The organism is Microbacterium sp. UBA1612 (assembly GCF_002321605.1).
GTDB classification, from domain to species: Bacteria; Actinomycetota; Actinomycetes; order Actinomycetales; family Microbacteriaceae; genus Microbacterium; species Microbacterium luteum.
In genome coordinates, this window is the sequence record NZ_DCMW01000008.1 from 15,636 (window position 1) to 30,703 (window position 15,068).

19 protein-coding genes are annotated in these 15,068 nt (G+C 68.6%); 12 read left to right on the forward strand and 7 right to left on the reverse strand.

Annotated features, from left to right (window positions below):
• Nucleotides 1-14: 14 nt before the first annotated feature.
• From B3S45_RS04455 to B3S45_RS04475, 5 genes are all read left to right on the forward strand, one after another.
• Entirely contained in the window at nucleotides 15-1,298 is a 1,284-nt protein-coding gene (locus B3S45_RS04455) for a M18 family aminopeptidase (protein ID WP_286717634.1), read from the forward strand.
• 2 nt (nucleotides 1,299-1,300) lie between these two features.
• On the forward strand, nucleotides 1,301-1,645 hold the full coding sequence (locus B3S45_RS04460) for a DUF2200 domain-containing protein (protein ID WP_194383235.1): 345 nt from the start codon (nucleotides 1,301-1,303) through the stop codon (nucleotides 1,643-1,645).
• 97 nt (nucleotides 1,646-1,742) lie between these two features.
• Nucleotides 1,743-1,883 (forward strand): hypothetical protein, encoded by a 141-nt coding sequence (locus tag B3S45_RS04465; protein WP_194383234.1) that lies wholly within the window; start codon nucleotides 1,743-1,745, stop codon nucleotides 1,881-1,883.
• Between the two features lie 67 nt (nucleotides 1,884-1,950).
• A complete protein-coding gene (locus tag B3S45_RS04470) occupies nucleotides 1,951-2,505 on the forward strand; it encodes an NYN domain-containing protein (protein WP_286717636.1) in 555 nt (184 codons plus the stop codon).
• A gap of 28 nt (nucleotides 2,506-2,533) precedes the next feature.
• Nucleotides 2,534-3,250, forward strand: a complete 717-nt coding sequence (locus tag B3S45_RS04475) for an NUDIX hydrolase (protein ID WP_286717638.1) — start codon at nucleotides 2,534-2,536, stop codon at nucleotides 3,248-3,250.
• Nucleotides 3,251-3,313: 63 nt separating this feature from the next.
• Here B3S45_RS04475 and B3S45_RS04480 read toward each other — a convergent pair whose 3' ends face one another.
• From B3S45_RS04480 to B3S45_RS04500, 5 genes are all read right to left on the reverse strand, one after another.
• Nucleotides 3,314-4,336: a lytic transglycosylase domain-containing protein gene (locus B3S45_RS04480; protein WP_286717640.1), complete on the reverse strand. Its 1,023-nt coding sequence runs from the start codon at nucleotides 4,334-4,336 to the stop codon at nucleotides 3,314-3,316.
• A 165-nt stretch (nucleotides 4,337-4,501) separates the two neighbouring features.
• Nucleotides 4,502-5,218 carry a YidC/Oxa1 family membrane protein insertase gene (locus tag B3S45_RS04485; protein WP_286717642.1) on the reverse strand — a complete coding sequence of 239 codons (717 nt, stop codon included), beginning with the start codon at nucleotides 5,216-5,218 and terminating at the stop codon, nucleotides 4,502-4,504.
• A gap of 80 nt (nucleotides 5,219-5,298) precedes the next feature.
• Nucleotides 5,299-5,607: a DUF6412 domain-containing protein gene (locus B3S45_RS04490; RefSeq protein ID WP_194383230.1), complete on the reverse strand. Its 309-nt coding sequence runs from the start codon at nucleotides 5,605-5,607 to the stop codon at nucleotides 5,299-5,301.
• 116 nt (nucleotides 5,608-5,723) lie between these two features.
• Nucleotides 5,724-6,137 carry a VOC family protein gene (locus tag B3S45_RS04495; protein WP_194383229.1) on the reverse strand — a complete coding sequence of 138 codons (414 nt, stop codon included), beginning with the start codon at nucleotides 6,135-6,137 and terminating at the stop codon, nucleotides 5,724-5,726.
• Between the two features lie 9 nt (nucleotides 6,138-6,146).
• Complete coding sequence (locus B3S45_RS04500; protein WP_194383228.1) at nucleotides 6,147-7,214, reverse strand: zinc-binding dehydrogenase; 1,068 nt, start codon at nucleotides 7,212-7,214, stop codon at nucleotides 6,147-6,149.
• Nucleotides 7,215-7,276: 62 nt separating this feature from the next.
• On the opposite strand from B3S45_RS04500, the gene B3S45_RS04505 reads away from it, so the two are divergent.
• Nucleotides 7,277-7,864 (forward strand): TetR/AcrR family transcriptional regulator, encoded by a 588-nt coding sequence (locus B3S45_RS04505; RefSeq protein WP_194383227.1) that lies wholly within the window; start codon nucleotides 7,277-7,279, stop codon nucleotides 7,862-7,864.
• Between the two features lie 38 nt (nucleotides 7,865-7,902).
• Here the strand turns inward: B3S45_RS04505 and B3S45_RS04510 are convergent, their stop codons facing one another.
• Entirely contained in the window at nucleotides 7,903-8,124 is a 222-nt protein-coding gene (locus B3S45_RS04510) for a DUF2945 domain-containing protein (protein WP_194383226.1), read from the reverse strand.
• Between the two features lie 264 nt (nucleotides 8,125-8,388).
• Between B3S45_RS04510 and rpsA the strand changes: the two genes are divergently transcribed.
• The 4 genes from rpsA to coaE all read left to right on the forward strand — a co-directional run bounded on the left by rpsA (nucleotide 8,389) and on the right by coaE (nucleotide 13,433).
• Nucleotides 8,389-9,843, forward strand: coding sequence for a 30S ribosomal protein S1 (gene rpsA, locus B3S45_RS04515; protein WP_071043609.1), 1,455 nt, complete (start codon nucleotides 8,389-8,391; stop codon nucleotides 9,841-9,843).
• Between the two features lie 121 nt (nucleotides 9,844-9,964).
• A complete protein-coding gene (locus B3S45_RS04520; protein ID WP_194383225.1) occupies nucleotides 9,965-11,563 on the forward strand; it encodes an MFS transporter in 1,599 nt (532 codons plus the stop codon).
• Nucleotides 11,564-11,642: 79 nt separating this feature from the next.
• On the forward strand, nucleotides 11,643-12,743 hold the full coding sequence (locus B3S45_RS04525; RefSeq protein WP_286717647.1) for a hypothetical protein: 1,101 nt from the start codon (nucleotides 11,643-11,645) through the stop codon (nucleotides 12,741-12,743).
• A gap of 72 nt (nucleotides 12,744-12,815) precedes the next feature.
• On the forward strand, nucleotides 12,816-13,433 hold the full coding sequence (gene coaE, locus B3S45_RS04530; protein WP_194383223.1) for a dephospho-CoA kinase: 618 nt from the start codon (nucleotides 12,816-12,818) through the stop codon (nucleotides 13,431-13,433).
• Between the two features lie 13 nt (nucleotides 13,434-13,446).
• On the opposite strand, the gene B3S45_RS04535 is transcribed toward coaE, so the two are convergent.
• Nucleotides 13,447-14,052, reverse strand: coding sequence for a DUF4126 domain-containing protein (locus B3S45_RS04535; RefSeq protein ID WP_286717650.1), 606 nt, complete (start codon nucleotides 14,050-14,052; stop codon nucleotides 13,447-13,449).
• 123 nt (nucleotides 14,053-14,175) lie between these two features.
• On the opposite strand from B3S45_RS04535, the gene B3S45_RS04540 reads away from it, so the two are divergent.
• Together B3S45_RS04540 and B3S45_RS04545 are read left to right on the forward strand one after the other, a co-directional pair.
• Entirely contained in the window at nucleotides 14,176-14,718 is a 543-nt protein-coding gene (locus tag B3S45_RS04540; RefSeq protein WP_286717651.1) for a hypothetical protein, read from the forward strand.
• Between the two features lie 42 nt (nucleotides 14,719-14,760).
• On the forward strand, nucleotides 14,761-15,068 hold a 308-nt coding region (locus B3S45_RS04545; protein ID WP_286717653.1), incomplete at its 3' end, for a DEAD/DEAH box helicase family protein.

Sequence of the window (15,068 nt, forward strand, 5' to 3'; positions counted from 1 at the left end):
CAGGAGAACTCCCGTTGCCCACCGCCTCGAACGCCCGCGCCCACGCCGACGACCTCGCCGACTTCGTCGCCGCCTCGCCGTCGAGTTTCCACGCTGCCGCAGAGGTGGCGCGACGGCTGCACGATGCCGGCTTCACGCGTCTCGAGGAGGGTCAGGCGTGGCCCTCGGATGCGCGAGGAGGTCACTACGTCGTGCGCGACGGCGCGGCAATCGCCTGGGTCGTGCCGAGGAGCGCCACCGCCGCCACCGGTGTCCGCATCTTCGGGGCGCACACCGATTCCCCCGGCTTCAAGCTGAAACCGAAACCGACCACCGGGCGGTTCGGCTGGCTGCAGGCCGGCGTGGAGGTCTACGGGGGCCCGATGCTCAACTCCTGGCTGGACCGGGAACTGCGTCTGGCCGGCCGACTCGTGCTGGACGACGGGCGCAGCGTCCTGGCCGCCACGGGGCCGCTCCTGCGTCTGCCTCAACTCGCGATCCACCTCGACCGCGAGGTGAACGACCGTCTCTCCCTGGACAAGCAGACTCAGACCCAGCCGGTCTGGGGCCTCGGCAGCGCCGAATCCGCGGATCTCCTGGGCGAGCTCGCGGCCTCCGCAGGTGTCGACCCCGGGCGGATCCGCGGCTACGACGTCGTCACCGCCGATGCGGCGCGGGGTGCCGTGTTCGGTCAGGAAGACGTCTTCTTCGCCGCGGGTCGGCTGGACGACCTCGCATCCGTGCACGCCGGTGCCGTTGCTCTCGCCGCCGCTGTCGACGCCGAACCGGACCATATCCCGATGCTCGCCGTGTTCGACCACGAGGAGGTGGGCTCCGGCACGCGCTCCGGCGCTGCTGGGCCGTTCCTCTCCGATGTGCTGGAGCGCCTGTGGCTCGGCCTCGGCGCCGACCGGGAGCAGCAGCTGCGTGCGCTGTCGGACTCCTGGTGCGTCTCCAGCGACGTCGGCCACTCGATTCACCCCAACTACGCCGAGAAGCACGATCCGGTCGTCCAGCCCGTGCTCGGGTCGGGGCCCATCCTCAAGATCAACGCGAACCAGCGCTACGCGACGGATGCCGCGGGGGCGGCGGCGTGGAACGGCTGGTGCCTGGCCGCGGGCGCGAATGTCCAGGAGTTCGTCTCGCACAACGGCGTGCCGTGCGGGTCGACCATCGGACCGATCACCGCGACACGTCTCGGAATCCGCACGATCGATGTCGGCATCCCGATCCTGTCGATGCACTCGGCACGCGAACTCGCCGGCGTCAGCGACCTCTGGGATCTGCGCCGCGTCGCGCAGGCGTACCTTGGAGGTTGACCATGCATCGGATCTTCACCATGCCGTTCGCGGACCTGTATCCGCTCTACGTCGCCAAGGCCGAGCGCAAGGGACGCACGCGTGCGGAGGTCGACGAGGTGATCGCTTGGCTCACCGCATACGACGGTGCCGCGCTCGCGCGTCAGATCGACGAGCGACGCACCGTCGAGCAGTTCTTCGCCGATGCGACGGTGAACCCGCACGTCGATCGGATCACGGGAGTGGTGTGCGGGGTGCGGGTCGAGGAGATCGAGGATCCGCTCATGCAGAAGATCCGATACCTCGACAAACTCGTGGACGAGTTGGCCCGCGGGAAGGCGATGGACGCGGTGCTCCGGCGACGCTGACCCGAGAGCGCACTGTGCCACGCCCGGCCGGTGCTTGTCCAGGGGGCTCCCTCGCGGGCGAACCGGTCCGACAGTGGAGAGGTCGCAAGGAGGACACATGACCGACAAGCGTCCACACGAGACCCATTCCGAAGATGCGGTACACGACGATGCGCCGCCGACGCCCGCCGTCTCCGACGAGGTGGAGGAGGAGGCCGCGCGCGCCGAACAGACGCACGACGACGGCTCGCCGGACTGAGCCGAGGTCGTCGCTGATAGCGTCGAGCCATCATCAACGGGCGGCGCACGCCGCGGAGAGAGGCGACGTGAGCGAACGCAACACCTGGGTGCTCGTCGACGGCGAGAACATCGATGCGACCCTCGGGTCATCGATCCTGGGCCGTCGACCCCAGCCGGAGGAGCGCCCCCGGTGGGACCGCCTGCTGGCGTTCGTGTCGGAGCGCTGGGGACAGCCTGCGAAGGGCCTGTTCTTCCTCAACGCTTCGGCGCACCTGCCCATGTCGTTCGTGCAGGCGCTGCTCGCGCTGGGCTACCAGCCGGTCTCACTCTCCGGGGCGTCGGACGAGAAGGTGGTCGACATCGCCATCCAGCGCACCCTGCGGGCGCTCGCGGCGCACGACGGCGATGTCGTGCTGGTCAGCCATGACCGAGACTTCGTCGATGACCTGGCGGGATTGGCCGGCAGTCGTCGCCTCGGCGTGCTCGCGTTCCACGAGTTCCGAAGCAGCGAGTACGCCTCGATCCCCGGCCTGGAGCTGTTCGACCTCGAGTACGACGCGGACGCCTTCGACGCCCCGCTGCCGCGGGTGCGGGTGATCCCGATCGACGAGTTCGATCCCGAGATGTTCCTGCAGGCGTAGCGCCCCGAGGGCGGCGTAGCCTGAACAGATGCGTGTGCCCCTTCCCGAACGCGGCGCTCGTGCGGAGCTGGCAGATGTCGCCTCCGGGCGCGGAGGCGGTGTGGACCTTTCGGCCCTCCATGCGCTGCCGCGAGCAGCCGAGTCCCGGCCGGCGGCCGTGCTGATGCTCTTCGGCGTCCTCGATGATCTGCCGAGCGATCGGGATGCTCGGGACGCGGCGGTCTCGGCGGATCTCGACGTGCTGCTACTGGCACGCGCGGCGACCCTCAGCTCGCACGCGGGCCAGATCGCCTTCCCCGGCGGGCGGGTCGACCCGGCGGACGACGGACCGGTCGCAGCAGCCTTGCGCGAGGCGCGCGAGGAGACGGGGCTGGACCCCGACGGCGTCGACGTGCTCGGCGTGCTCGACGAGGTGCCCCTCGCGTATTCGCGTCATGTCGTGAGTCCGGTGCTCGGGTGGTGGCGACAGCCGACCCCGGTGGGAGTGGTGGATGAGCGCGAGTCGTCGGATGTGTTCCGCGCTCCCGTCGCCGACCTTCTCGACCCGGATCGTCGTGGCACGGTCGTCGTGCGGCGTGACGGCCAGACGTGGCGCGGACCCGCCTTCACCGTCCCTCATGCCGGTGGTCAACACCTCGTGTGGGGGTTCACCGCGATCCTGCTGGATCGCCTGTTCGACCGGCTCGGATGGGCCGAACCGTGGGACCGCGCGCGGGAGCTGCCGCTGGAGATCCCGGACCGATGAGCGAAGAGCCCCGTTCACACGAGGTGAACGAGGCTCTTCGCGGCGCTGAGCGGGGTCGACGGATCAGTACCAGCCGACAGACTGCGAGTGGTCCCACGCACCGCAGGGCGAACCGTAGCGGCCGGAGATGTAGCCCAGGCCCCACGAGATCTGGGTCGCGGCATTGGTCTGCCAGTCGGCGCCGGCAGAGGCCATCTTGCTGCCCGGCAGAGCCTGCGGGATGCCGTAGGCGCCGCTCGAGGCGTTGTACGCCTGGTAGTTCCAGCCCGACTCCTTGTTCCACAGGGCGACCAGGCAGCTGAACTGGTCGTCGCCCCAGCCGTAGCCGCCGAGCATCCCGCGCGCGATGGATTGCGCTTCACCGGCGCTGGTGCCGCCCGCGGCGTAGCCCGGGTCCGGAACACTCGAGACGGATCCGGTGGACGCGGCCTGCTCGGCGGCGGCGGCCTCTTCTTGCGCGGCTGCTTCGGCGGCCGCCGCCTCAGCGGCCGCCGCTGCCTCGGCTTCCTTGCGCGCCTTCTCGGCGGCCTCTTCCTCCGCCTTCTTCTGCTCGGCGGCTTCGAGGCTGCCGCGCATGCCGGCGACGTCTTCGGAGACGGCTGCGATGAGGGTCGTGACGTCCTCGGTCATGTCTGCGACGGCGGGGGAGGGCAGCAGGTGAGCGCCGTCGAGATCCTCGATGGCCTCCTCGAGCGCATCCGTGTCGACGTCGGTCGCGGCGTCACCGAGGTCGAGGCCCGAGTCGGCGACGTCGCCCTCGACGTCGTCCGCCGATGCGAGGGCATCTGCGGCGGCGACGAGAGCCTCTTCGGCCTCGTCACTGATGTCGTCGAGGTCGAAGCTCGTCGCTGAGCCGGTCGGCGCCGGCGTGGCGGTGGTGTGCGACGCGAGCGCGTAGGCAGCGAGAGCGGGGGTGGAGGACGCGGAGGCCTGCGACACCGCGGTGGTGCCGGTCACCGCGCCGACGGCGAGCACACCGAGGGCGAGGCTCGCGGCCGCGATGGCGGGGCGTCGACGATTGCGGCGTGCGATCTCGCGTCGGACGCGTCGACTGGGGGCAGGGGAGGACGTCGTGTTCGTGTGCATCAAAACCAGGTTCCGTATCGGGTATCTGCGCCGTCATGACGGCGTTCCGCGTCGGCAGAAGCAGACACAAGTCCCAGAGTCTGCCAGACCGGACCTGAATGTGACCCGAACGTTACCTCCGGGAGCTGGTGATCTTCGATGTGGTGTGCAGGGGACATTCGCGTCTCACGCGATCGGATAGCACCGTCGGAGGACGGCGCGCTGCGCGAGCGTCCACGCCAGAGAGACGCACAGGTACACACCGGCGGCGAGTGGCAGAACGGAGACGGCCACGAGCGGGGCGAAGTGCAGTGCGCCGGCCAGCCTCGTCGGTCCGGACGGCATCCCCGGAGGAACGGAGACGGCTGCGGTGCGACGCGAGGACTCGGCGATCACGGCTACGACGATCGCCAGCACCGCGAAGACGAGCAGGGTCGTCGGGTCGCCGAGCGCGCCGACGACCGTCGTCCCCAGTGGAGCGCCGAAGAGCCTTCCGCTGAGAAGAAGGTTCGCTTCGCCGGCGATGTCAGCATGCACGAACACGGCGTAGAGGATTCCCAGGACGGGAGCTTGCGCGAGTGCCGGCAGGCATCCGGCGATCGGTGAGACGCCGTGGCGTCGGTACAGCTCGACGATCTCTCGCTGCAAGCGCTCCGGCTGTCCCTTCCACCGTTCCCGGAGGCGGGCGATGTCCGGTGCGAGCCGGGCGCGCGACTGCTCCGCGCGGGCCGCGCCGACTCCGACGGGGATCAGGGCGGCGCGCACGAAGAGGGTCGCGGCGACGACGGCGAGGGCCGGGGCCCCGGCCCCCGCGACGGGTGCAAGCAGGTCGGCGAGCGCGGTGAGGGCGTGATAGACCGCCGAGAGGGCGGAGGAGAAGGGGGGAACGGCGAAAAGGTCCATGGGCATCCGAATCTGTCGTGGCGTCGAGAAGGGAGACGACCACGAAGGGATGCCCGCACCCCGGCGGGGCGCGGCTCGGTCTACGTGGCCGGTGCCACGAGACCCGGTGCCCGCGACCGCGGATGCCCCGGAGCGTCGGGGTCGCTCTGCGCGAGGGGTGCCGAGGGGGAGATGGCCGCGGACGCCGTCCGTCGGGGGCACGCCCCGTTCTCGTCGACCGGAGGAACGCGCAGGGCGATGAGAAGAACGCCGATGACGAGCGCCGCCGTGACGGCGAGAGCGCCGACGGAGGCGACGGAGGGCGGTGCGGCGAGGCCCACGACGGCGAACGCGGCGAGGGCGACCTCACGCACCATGCCGATCATCGTGGTCTCCTCTGCACCCGTCACCCACACGGTAGCGCGTCGGTCATTCGCCGGCCAGGTGCACCGTCCATCCCAGGGCGTCGGGCTTGGTGATGGGCAGGTTCACCACCAGCGTGACCGTCGCGCGGGACGCGGGGTGCTCAGTCATCCGTCATGCCCGAGAAGCCGATGAGCCAGGTCACGCCGAACGCGTCGCGGACCTGACCGTCCCAGTCGCCCCACGCGCGCTTCTGAAGCGGATCGATGACGCGGCCGCCGGCGGACAGTTCGGCGAACCAGCGACGCAGGTCGTCGACGGGTGCGGCGTCGAGCAGCGACAGGAACAGTCCCACGCTGTGGAAGCCGTCCTCGTCGGCGCCGGCGTCGCATGCGAAGACCGTGACCGGGCCTGTCAGCATGCCGTGGGCGATGTCGTCCTCCGGCCCGTCGGTCCGGCCGAAGGCGGCGTACGTGTGCAGGTCGAGGTCGCCCCCGAAGATGCGGGCGTACCGCTCGAGGGCCTGCCGGGCGTTGCCGGGGAAGCAGAAGTACGGGACCGCGGCCGTGGTGGTCATGCCGAAAGGCTAGCTCTGCGGGGAGGCAGCGGGGAGCAGCACGAGCTTTCCGACGTGTCGCCGCGATGCGAGCTCTTCCTGCGCGCGATGAACCTGCTCGAGCGGGAAGGTCTGCGCGATCAGAGGACGAACGGTGCCACTCCGCGCGAGGACCATCAAGGCGCGGAAGTGCGCACGGGTGTGCATCGTGGAGCCGATGAGCGAGAGGTTGTGCAGATAGAGGCGACGTACGTCGATGTCGATCTCGTGACCGCCGAGGGCTCCGGCGACGACCCAGCGGCCACCGGGACGAAGCGCCGGAATGCCGGCGCGGACATGGGGCCCGGCGACGACATCGAGCACCGCGGTGACGCCGTCGGGGGCGATCCGTCGCACGTCCGACCACACGTCTCCCGCACGGTCGACGATGTGAGTGGCGCCTGCCTCGCGCACGCCGTCGGCCTTGCTCGCGCTGCACACGGCGATCACGTCCGCCCCGCGGGCGACGGCGAGCTGCACCAGCGCGACACCGACACCTCCGGACGCGCCGGTGACCACGATCACGTCATTCGTCGAGACCCCGGCGCGCTCGATCATGCCCATCGCTGTCCCAAACGCGATCGGAAGCGCGGCCAGCTGAGCATCGCTCAGCGGTGAATCGTCCACCCGATGCACGTCGGCCTCGTCGACGACGACGTACTGGGCGTAGCCGCCGTCATACTCGCTGCCGAGGATGCGCACGGGCAGAGCGTCGTCGTGCTCGCTGTCGTAGTGCGCCGGATCCACGACGACCCGGCTGCCGAGAAGGGTGTCATCGACTCCGCTGCCGACGGCGTCGACGTAGCCGGCGGCATCTCCGCCCTGTACGCGGGGGAAGCCGATCGGACCGATCCACCCCGTGGCGGCGTCCGGGTCGTCGGGCGTCCCGTACGCCCCCTCGCGTGTCCAGAGGTCGGTGTTGTTCAGCGCAGCTGCAGTGACCCGGATGCGAACCTGACCGGGAGCAGGGGTGGGAACCGGGATGCGGTCGACGGTCAAGACCTCCGGTCCTCCGTGAGCGTGGATGCGGGCGGCGGTCATGCGGATGCTGTCGCTCATGAGGTCCTCCTCGTACACTGATCGGTGAAGTACGCCGTCCCTCACGATAGGTTCACCGATCTGTGAATGCAACCGCCCTCGATCCGGACACCCTCACTCCCGGTGCGCGACGCATCCTCGACGCCGCTGCCGAACTCTTCTACGAGCGGGGGATCACGGCGGTCGGGGTCGATGCCGTCTCGGATGCCTCCGGGGTGACCAAGCGCACGCTCTACGACCGCTTCGGCTCCAAGGATGTGCTGGTCGCGACGTATCTGCTCGAACGCGACCGTCGATGGCGGGCTCAGCTGACAGCGCGTCTCGATGAGGTGGACGATGCGGTGGGCCGACTCCTCGTGCCGTTCGCCGTGCTCGAGGAGTGGACGCGCGGCAACCCGCGCGGTTGCGCGTTCATCAATGCACTGGCCGAGATGCCGGATCATCGGCACCCCGGCTACGCCGTCGCGGTGGGGGAGAAGGAATGGCTGCGCGACCTCTTCGAGTCGCTCGCGGCAGATGCGGGTTTCGAGGACCCTGCCGGGCTGGCGCTGCAGCTGCTGTGTCTGCACGAAGGAGCGCTCGCTTCTGTCCGTATCACCGGGACGCGGGTGATCGCGAGCGCAGAATCGGCGGCACGGTCGATCATCGCGGCGGGGCGAGGAACCTCCTGACGGTACGTCGCTCCATGGCAGCCCCCGGCGGGTGGCCCTCAGTCCGGGATCTTGCGGAGCGCGTCACGCTTGTGCGCCGCCTGGGACCCGGTCTTCTCCGATGAGACGATGTAGGCGGGCTCGTCCTTCGACGCCGTGAAGTGCTGTCCCGCGAAGGTGAAGTCGTCGGTGCGAATCTCGTCGACCGTTCCCCGCGTCCTTCCCTGAGACGTGTCCCAGCTCACCCTGTCGCCGGCGTGGAGAGATGCTCGTTCGCTCATGGCCCCGACTCTTGCATCGCAAGGGCTGCTCCCGTGAGGGCTTGACAGCGCGGCGGAGTGCGGTGGATTCACGTCGTCCTGCTCTGTTAGCATTGAGCGTCACTCGTGTGGCCGCTTCGTCACGCCATGGTGTGTGCGTTCCGGTTCCGTCCGGCAGCGGCACGAGCGGCATCGCATGACCACAATCCATTTCGCATCGCCGACGGCATCTCGTGTGTCCGAAGGCGGAGCCCGAGCACACAACCCTTTAGGACAACCCACTACATGACTACCGCAACGACCGCCCCGGCCACCAAGCAGGTCGCCATCAACGACATCGGATCTGCTGAGGACTTCATGGCCGCGGTCGAGAAGACCCTGAAGTTCTTCAACGACGGAGACCTCATCGAAGGCACCGTCGTGAAGATCGACCGCGACGAGGTGCTCCTCGACGTCGGTTACAAGACCGAGGGCGTCATCCCCTCGCGTGAACTCTCCATCAAGCACGACGTCGACCCCAACGAGGTCGTCAACGTCGGCGACGAGGTCGAAGCCCTCGTCCTCCAGAAGGAGGACAAGGAAGGCCGCCTCATCCTGTCGAAGAAGCGCGCTCAGTACGAGCGCGCCTGGGGCGACGTGGAGAAGATCAAGGAGAACGACGGTGTCGTCACCGGCCAGGTGATCGAGGTCGTCAAGGGTGGTCTGATCGTCGACATCGGACTCCGCGGCTTCCTGCCCGCCTCGCTCATCGAGCTGCGCCGTGTGCGCGACCTCACGCCGTACCTCGGCCAGGAGCTCGAGGCGAAGATCCTGGAACTCGACAAGAACCGCAACAACGTCGTGCTGTCGCGTCGCGCACTGCTCGAGCAGACGCAGTCGGAGTCGCGGTCGAACTTCCTCAACAACCTGCACAAGGGCCAGGTCCGCAAGGGCACGGTGTCGTCGATCGTCAACTTCGGTGCATTCGTCGACCTCGGTGGCGTCGACGGTCTCGTCCACGTCTCGGAGCTGTCGTGGAAGCACATCGAACACGCGTCCGAGGTCGTCGAGGTCGGCCAGGAGGTCACCGTCGAGATCCTCGAGGTGGACCTCGACCGCGAGCGCGTGTCGCTTTCGCTGAAGGCCACGCAGGAAGACCCGTGGCAGGTGTTCGCCCGCACCCACGCGATCGGTCAGGTCGCTCCGGGCAAGGTCACCAAGCTCGTTCCGTTCGGTGCGTTCGTCCGCGTCGCCGACGGCATCGAAGGTCTCGTGCACATCTCCGAGCTCTCGGGCAAGCACGTCGAGCTCGCCGAGCAGGTCGTGTCGGTCGGCGAAGAGGTCTTCGTCAAGATCATCGACATCGACCTCGAGCGTCGCCGTATCTCGCTGTCGCTCAAGCAGGCCAACGAGTCGGTCGACCCGTTCGGCACCGAGTTCGACCCGGCCCTCTACGGCATGGTCACCGAGTACGACGAGAACGGGGAGTACAAGTACCCCGAGGGCTTCGACCCGGAGACCAACCAGTGGAAGGAAGGCTTCGACGAGCAGCGCGAGAAGTGGGAGCAGGAGTACGCCGCCGCCCACGCTCGCTGGGAGGCGCACAAGGCCGCCGTCGTCAAGGCGATGGAAGCCGAGGCTGCGTCGGCGGCTGCCGGCGAGACGCCCTCGTCGTCGTTCACCTCTGACAGCAGCGGCGCGGGAACCCTCGCCGACGACGAGGCGCTGGCTGCGCTTCGCGAGAAGCTGTCGGGTCGCTGAGCCGACACGCACTGACGGTCGACGGGCCGGAATCCTTCGGGGTTCCGGCCCGTCGCCGTTTCACCCGGCGCGCGTGACCTGAGTGGCGTCGGCGACCCCTCCGTCTCGCTAGGGTAGGGCCGTGACCTCGCCAGCCTCGCCGACGGCATCCACCGGCTCACCGCCGCGCGCACCACTCGTGCTGACGGCGCTCATCCTCGGGGCGCTGGTGTGCAATATCAATCTCGCCGCCGCCAACATCGCGCTGCCCGACATCGGCGACGCCTTCGGCGCGAACCAGACCTCGCTGAACCTCGTCGCGGTCGGATGCTCGCTCGGCCTCGCGATGTCGGTCATGTATCTCGGGGCGGTCGCCGACCGTCACGGACGCAAGCAGCTGCTCGTGCTCGGCCTCGGCCTGACGGTCATCGCCAGCATCCTCGCCGCCTTCTCGGCCTCCGTCGAGATGCTCGTCGCAGCGCGCATCTTCACGGGGATCGCCGCAGGCATGGCGTATCCCACAACGCTGTCGCTGATCACCGCGCTGTGGGCGCCGGGACGCCAGCGCACGCTCGCGATCGCCCTGTGGTCGGCGGTGAGCGCGACCGCCACGGTCATCGGCTCCGTGCTCGCCGGTGTCCTCCTGCTGTGGTTCTGGTGGGGGTCGGCATTCCTCCTGGCCGTTCCCTTCGCCCTCGCCGCCTTCGTGCTCGTGCTCATCTTCGTTCCCTCGCACGTCGCCGAGTCGACTGAACCCGTCGACCACGCCGGCGGCGTGCTCTCGGTGTTCATGATCGCCGCGCTCGTGCTCGGTCTGGCGACCGTCTTCGCCCCGGACACCGCGACGCTCGGCGGCATCCTGCTCGCGGCTTCGGTCCTGCTGATCGGAGTATTCGGCTGGCGCCAGGCGACCGCGCGGTCTCCGCTCTACGACCTCTCCGTCGCGCGTCGACGGATGTTCTGGGCACCGGCCACGGGTGGCCTCATCGTCTTCGGGTCCCTCATGGGCGCGATGTTCGTCGGCCAGCAGTTCCAGCAGAACATCCTCGGCTACTCCACCCTCGACGCGTCGCTGTCGATCATCCCTGCGGGCGTCGGACTGCTTCTGGTCGCACCGCGGTCGGCGAAGCTGGTGCTCACGAGGGGGTCGCGATTCACGATGCTCGTCGGCTACGTCTTCGTTCTCGTCGGCTTCATCACCATGCTCTTCTGGAACGAGAACACGCCCTTCTGGTTCGTCAGCGTCGCGTACCTGTCGATCGGTGTGGGTGCCGGCTTCGCGATGACACCGGCCTCGCGTGCCATCACCGAGTCGACGCCCGTCCGCCGGGTGGGCATGGCCTCGGCGACGGCCGATCTGCAGCGCGACCTCGGTGGATCGATTATGCAGGGAGTGCTCGGCGCGATCCTCGCGGCCGGCTTCGCGCGTGCTTTCGGCAACCTCATCGCCGAGTCGGGCGATGCGTCGAGCATCAGCTCGCAGGTGACCGCCGCCCTCCAGGCGTCCTACGCGTCGGCGCTGCAGGTCGCCGAGCAGTACCCGCAGTACAAGGATCAGATCCTTCAGGCGGCCCAGCAGAGTCTCGAGACCGGGTCGATCGCGGCCTATGCGGTCGGCGCGATCGCGATCGCGATCGGTGCCGCCGTGGTGTGGATCTTCCTGCCCGGTCGCAAGAAGGAGCTCGAGCTGGTCGCGTCCTACGGCACCGCGCCCGAAGCGCAGCCGGCCGCGCACGATTGAGCTCGGCGTGGAATTCCCGTCTGGGTGGAATGAGGAGTACTTCCGTGCGTGGGGCCTTCCGGAGGAGCTTCTCGAGCATGTGAACGTACCGCTCGAGAGGCTGGCGCAGGTGGCTCCGGACATCTGTCTGGAGGACTGGACGCCAGCGGGCTCGCCGTCGTTCGACACGGTGTTGGGGGTGCTCCGTCGCGGCGCGGGGGTGCAGATCGGGTCTACCGGAGAACCGTTCGATCTGGCGTGGCTCGAACCTGTTCTGCCATGGATCACGAGCCTGCACTTCTACATCCAGAGTCCGGGCGCGGTGAGATCTCTTCACCTGATCTCTCGAATGCGCAGCCTGCGTTCGATCCGACTCATGAAGACCGAAGAGGAGGTGGATCTGTCGGATCTTCCGGAGTTGCGCTACGCCTCCCTCACGTCGGAGGGCCAGCTTTCGGCTGTGACGAACCCGATGGTGCAGTGGCTGGATCTGGATCTCAAGCGCCTGCCGACAGGCTTCCGCCTTCCCCCGATGGTGTGGGGGATGTCTCTGACGACGTCGAAGGTCGACCTGGGTGCGCTCGGTGATCTGAGCAACCTCGCCAGCCTCGGTCTCGTCGGCGTGAATGCCCTTGATCTCTCCCCGCTTCGGGGGGCGCCGGCCCTTGAGGTGCTGTCGGTTCGACGGGCGCGGACTCTTCGGGGACTGGATGTGCTTCGCGATCTGAAACACCTGTCGATGGTGCAGCTGCTGTTCGTCGGGGAGGCGGATGACCCTGGGGCATTGCTCAAGATCGACCGCGACCTCGAATGGTTCGAGGCCAGCGGACGAGCCTGGAGTTCCGAGTTCGCTGTCGAGGCGAACAAGCGGGATTTCTGGTACGTCCCCACCCCGAAACCCTCGCCCGTCTCGACGCAGCCCCAGTTCACCACCGTCCCGACCGATGACGACCTGATCGAGATTCATTTTTCGGGCCACGAACTCGTCGCCGCCAACCTCGGATTCGATGCATACGAAGAGGTCACCAGCGCCGACATCGAAGAACTATTCACCGACCACTTGCAGCGGACTCGTGCGACGTTGATGCGGGACGGCGTCATTACCTTTGATTCCGAAGCAGACACGGTCATTCTCACCGTCTCGAACAGCGAGCTTGCCCAAGCGGTAACTGACGAGCTGAGCGGATTTGTCACAAACTAGCGTGTACTCCGGGCCGCCGCACGCCGAATCGGACTTCTGATCTGACGGGGCACATCGTGGCATGCTCGAGGCATGCCACTCGTCGCCCTCACCGGGGGGATCGCCTCGGGAAAGTCCACCATCGCGGCCCGCTTGGCCGAGCACGGCGCGGTCGTGGTCGACGCCGATCAGATCGTGCGTGATGTTCAGCAACCGGGCACGCCGGTGCTCAGCGCGATCGCCGACCGATTCGGCGATCAGATGCTTCGCGACGACGGCGCGCTCGATCGAGCCGCCCTCGGGGCCGCGGTCTTCGGCGACGGTGAAGCGGTGAGCGCGCTCAACGCGATCGTGCATCCCGCGGTCCGTGCAGAGTCCGAACGTCGATTCGCCCGCGCGTTCGAGGCCGATCCCGACGCCGTGGTCGTGTACGACGTGCCGCTCCTGGCCGAGACCCGTGCGCGGGATCCGTGGGAGCTCGTGATCGTCGCCCACGCGCCGGCGCAGGTGCGACGGCAGCGGCTCGTCGAGATCCGCGGGCTCAGCGTCACAGACGCCGATGCCAGGCTCGCCTCTCAGGTCTCGGACGAAGACCGACTGCGTCTCGCCGACGTCGTCATCGACACGGCGGGCGACCTCGCGCACACGCACGCGCAAGTCGACGATCTGTGGGAGAGCCTGCCCGCGATGATCGCAACGGTCCGATCCTGACGGCGGCGTCGCGTCAATCGGAGGCCGCGACGGTGTCCGCGCATCTGCGCCGTCGGTATCTTCGGATCCCCACCCCGAGCGCCACGACACCGCCGATCAGGGCAAGGGCGGCGAGCACCGGCACGAGGATGGCCAGCACCGAGAGCACGAGGGAGGATACGTCTTCCACGGTGCTCATCACCGGCGCGGCGACGCCGCCGGTAGCCGCGTTCGCAACCGGTCGGAACGCCGCTTTCACGCCGTGCACCGCCAGCGCGATGAGCACCCCCACGAGGATCGGCACCCACGACGAATCCGAGAAGAACGCGGCGGGATCGGCGACGGAGACGGTCTCGGCGCTCGCGCCGGCGCCGAACACGACGCCGCCGGAGGCGGGGCGGACCACCGTCTGCAAGACGTCGTTCAGGGAATCGACCGCCGGCACCTTGTCGGCGATGATCTCGACGACCAGCATGGCGCCGATGATCCACAGCGCGATGTCGCTGGAGAGCCATGCCCACGAGGCGGGCAGCTCCACGGCGGGAAGGAACCGATCGGCGAGCCCGAGCACGAGCAGAGGCATCCATGCGTTCAGGCCCGCTGCGGCGGCGAGGCCCGTGCCGACCAGGAACTCGAGCATCCCCCCACTGTAGAACGCGACGGGCGTACCCTGGAGGCGACGAGGGAGGTGGGGACGTGGGAGTTCTCTCCAGGTGGCGAAGACGCCGATCGCCGTACCGGGCCGTCAGGCGACGAAGAGCAGATGTCGCGCTACGTCTATCTGCTCGGTTCGCTCCCGACGAGTGTGATCGAGAAGGCGCACGCCCAGGCCTTCAAAGACCTGCCTCGCGAGAAGCGTCGTGAACTGTTCGAGGAGCTCCGCCCGTTCCTGGTGGAGGGTGAGCAGGCGGAGAACGACGACAACGATCTGCTGGCCAGACTCGTTCGGCGGGCCGAGGAGCGCCGCGCACGTCGAGCCATCGACACCGGAGGCACGGCCCCGAGCGGCGGAGAGAGCGCGGCGCTCGATCCGCGAGACGGCGTCGACCCGCGCGCGCTGATGATGAGCGCGGGTGTGATGACGGTCGTCGCGCATCACTTCCTGCTCTCGACGGCGCTGACGACGTACTTCACCGTGGGTGCGGGAGCCCTGCTGGCCGACCAGCCCGCCTGGGTGGGGGACATCACGGGCGTCGAAGCGAGCGCAGCCGGCGGCGGCTACGACGGCGCGGGCTTCGACGGGGGAGTCGGGGGATTCGACGCCGGCGGTTTCGGGGGATTCGACGCCGGCGGCGGCTTCGGCTGAGACTCCCGCGCCGATGTCGGAGGGCGCACCTACCCTGGAAGGGTGCAGACCACACGTTCCGTGCGCCCGTTCGAAGTCGTCAGCGAGTACGCCCCCAGCGGCGACCAACCGCAGGCGATCGCGGATCTCGCCGCGCGTATCAATGCCGGGGAAACCGACGTGGTGCTTCTCGGTGCCACGGGAACGGGGAAGTCGGCCACGACAGCCTGGCTCATCGAGGCGGTCCAGCGGCCGACGCTCGTGCTCGCGCACAACAAGACGCTCGCGGCGCAGCTGGCGAACGAGTTCCGCGACCTGATGCCGCACAACGCGGTCGAGTACTTCGTGTCCTACTACGACTACTACCAGCC

Excerpts from the sequence above, each read along its gene's own strand:
- B3S45_RS04495 (WP_194383229.1), bottom strand. The coding sequence starts at position 6,137 with ATGACCACCACGGCCGCGGTCCCGTACTTCTGCTTCCCCGGCAACGCC.
- coaE (WP_194383223.1), top strand. The coding sequence starts at position 12,816 with ATGCCACTCGTCGCCCTCACCGGGGGGATCGCCTCGGGAAAGTCCACC.
- B3S45_RS04500 (WP_194383228.1), bottom strand. The coding sequence starts at position 7,214 with ATGAGCGACAGCATCCGCATGACCGCCGCCCGCATCCACGCTCACGGA.
- B3S45_RS04540 (WP_286717651.1), top strand. The coding sequence starts at position 14,176 with ATGTCGCGCTACGTCTATCTGCTCGGTTCGCTCCCGACGAGTGTGATC.
- B3S45_RS04485 (WP_286717642.1), bottom strand. The coding sequence starts at position 5,218 with ATGGACCTTTTCGCCGTTCCCCCCTTCTCCTCCGCCCTCTCGGCGGTC.
- B3S45_RS04460 (WP_194383235.1), top strand. The coding sequence starts at position 1,301 with ATGCATCGGATCTTCACCATGCCGTTCGCGGACCTGTATCCGCTCTAC.
- B3S45_RS04480 (WP_286717640.1), bottom strand. The coding sequence starts at position 4,336 with ATGCACACGAACACGACGTCCTCCCCTGCCCCCAGTCGACGCGTCCGA.
- B3S45_RS04535 (WP_286717650.1), bottom strand. The coding sequence starts at position 14,052 with ATGCTCGAGTTCCTGGTCGGCACGGGCCTCGCCGCCGCAGCGGGCCTG.
- B3S45_RS04510 (WP_194383226.1), bottom strand. The coding sequence starts at position 8,124 with ATGAGCGAACGAGCATCTCTCCACGCCGGCGACAGGGTGAGCTGGGAC.
- rpsA (WP_071043609.1), top strand. The coding sequence starts at position 8,389 with ATGACTACCGCAACGACCGCCCCGGCCACCAAGCAGGTCGCCATCAAC.
- B3S45_RS04465 (WP_194383234.1), top strand. The coding sequence starts at position 1,743 with ATGACCGACAAGCGTCCACACGAGACCCATTCCGAAGATGCGGTACAC.
- B3S45_RS04475 (WP_286717638.1), top strand. The coding sequence starts at position 2,534 with ATGCGTGTGCCCCTTCCCGAACGCGGCGCTCGTGCGGAGCTGGCAGAT.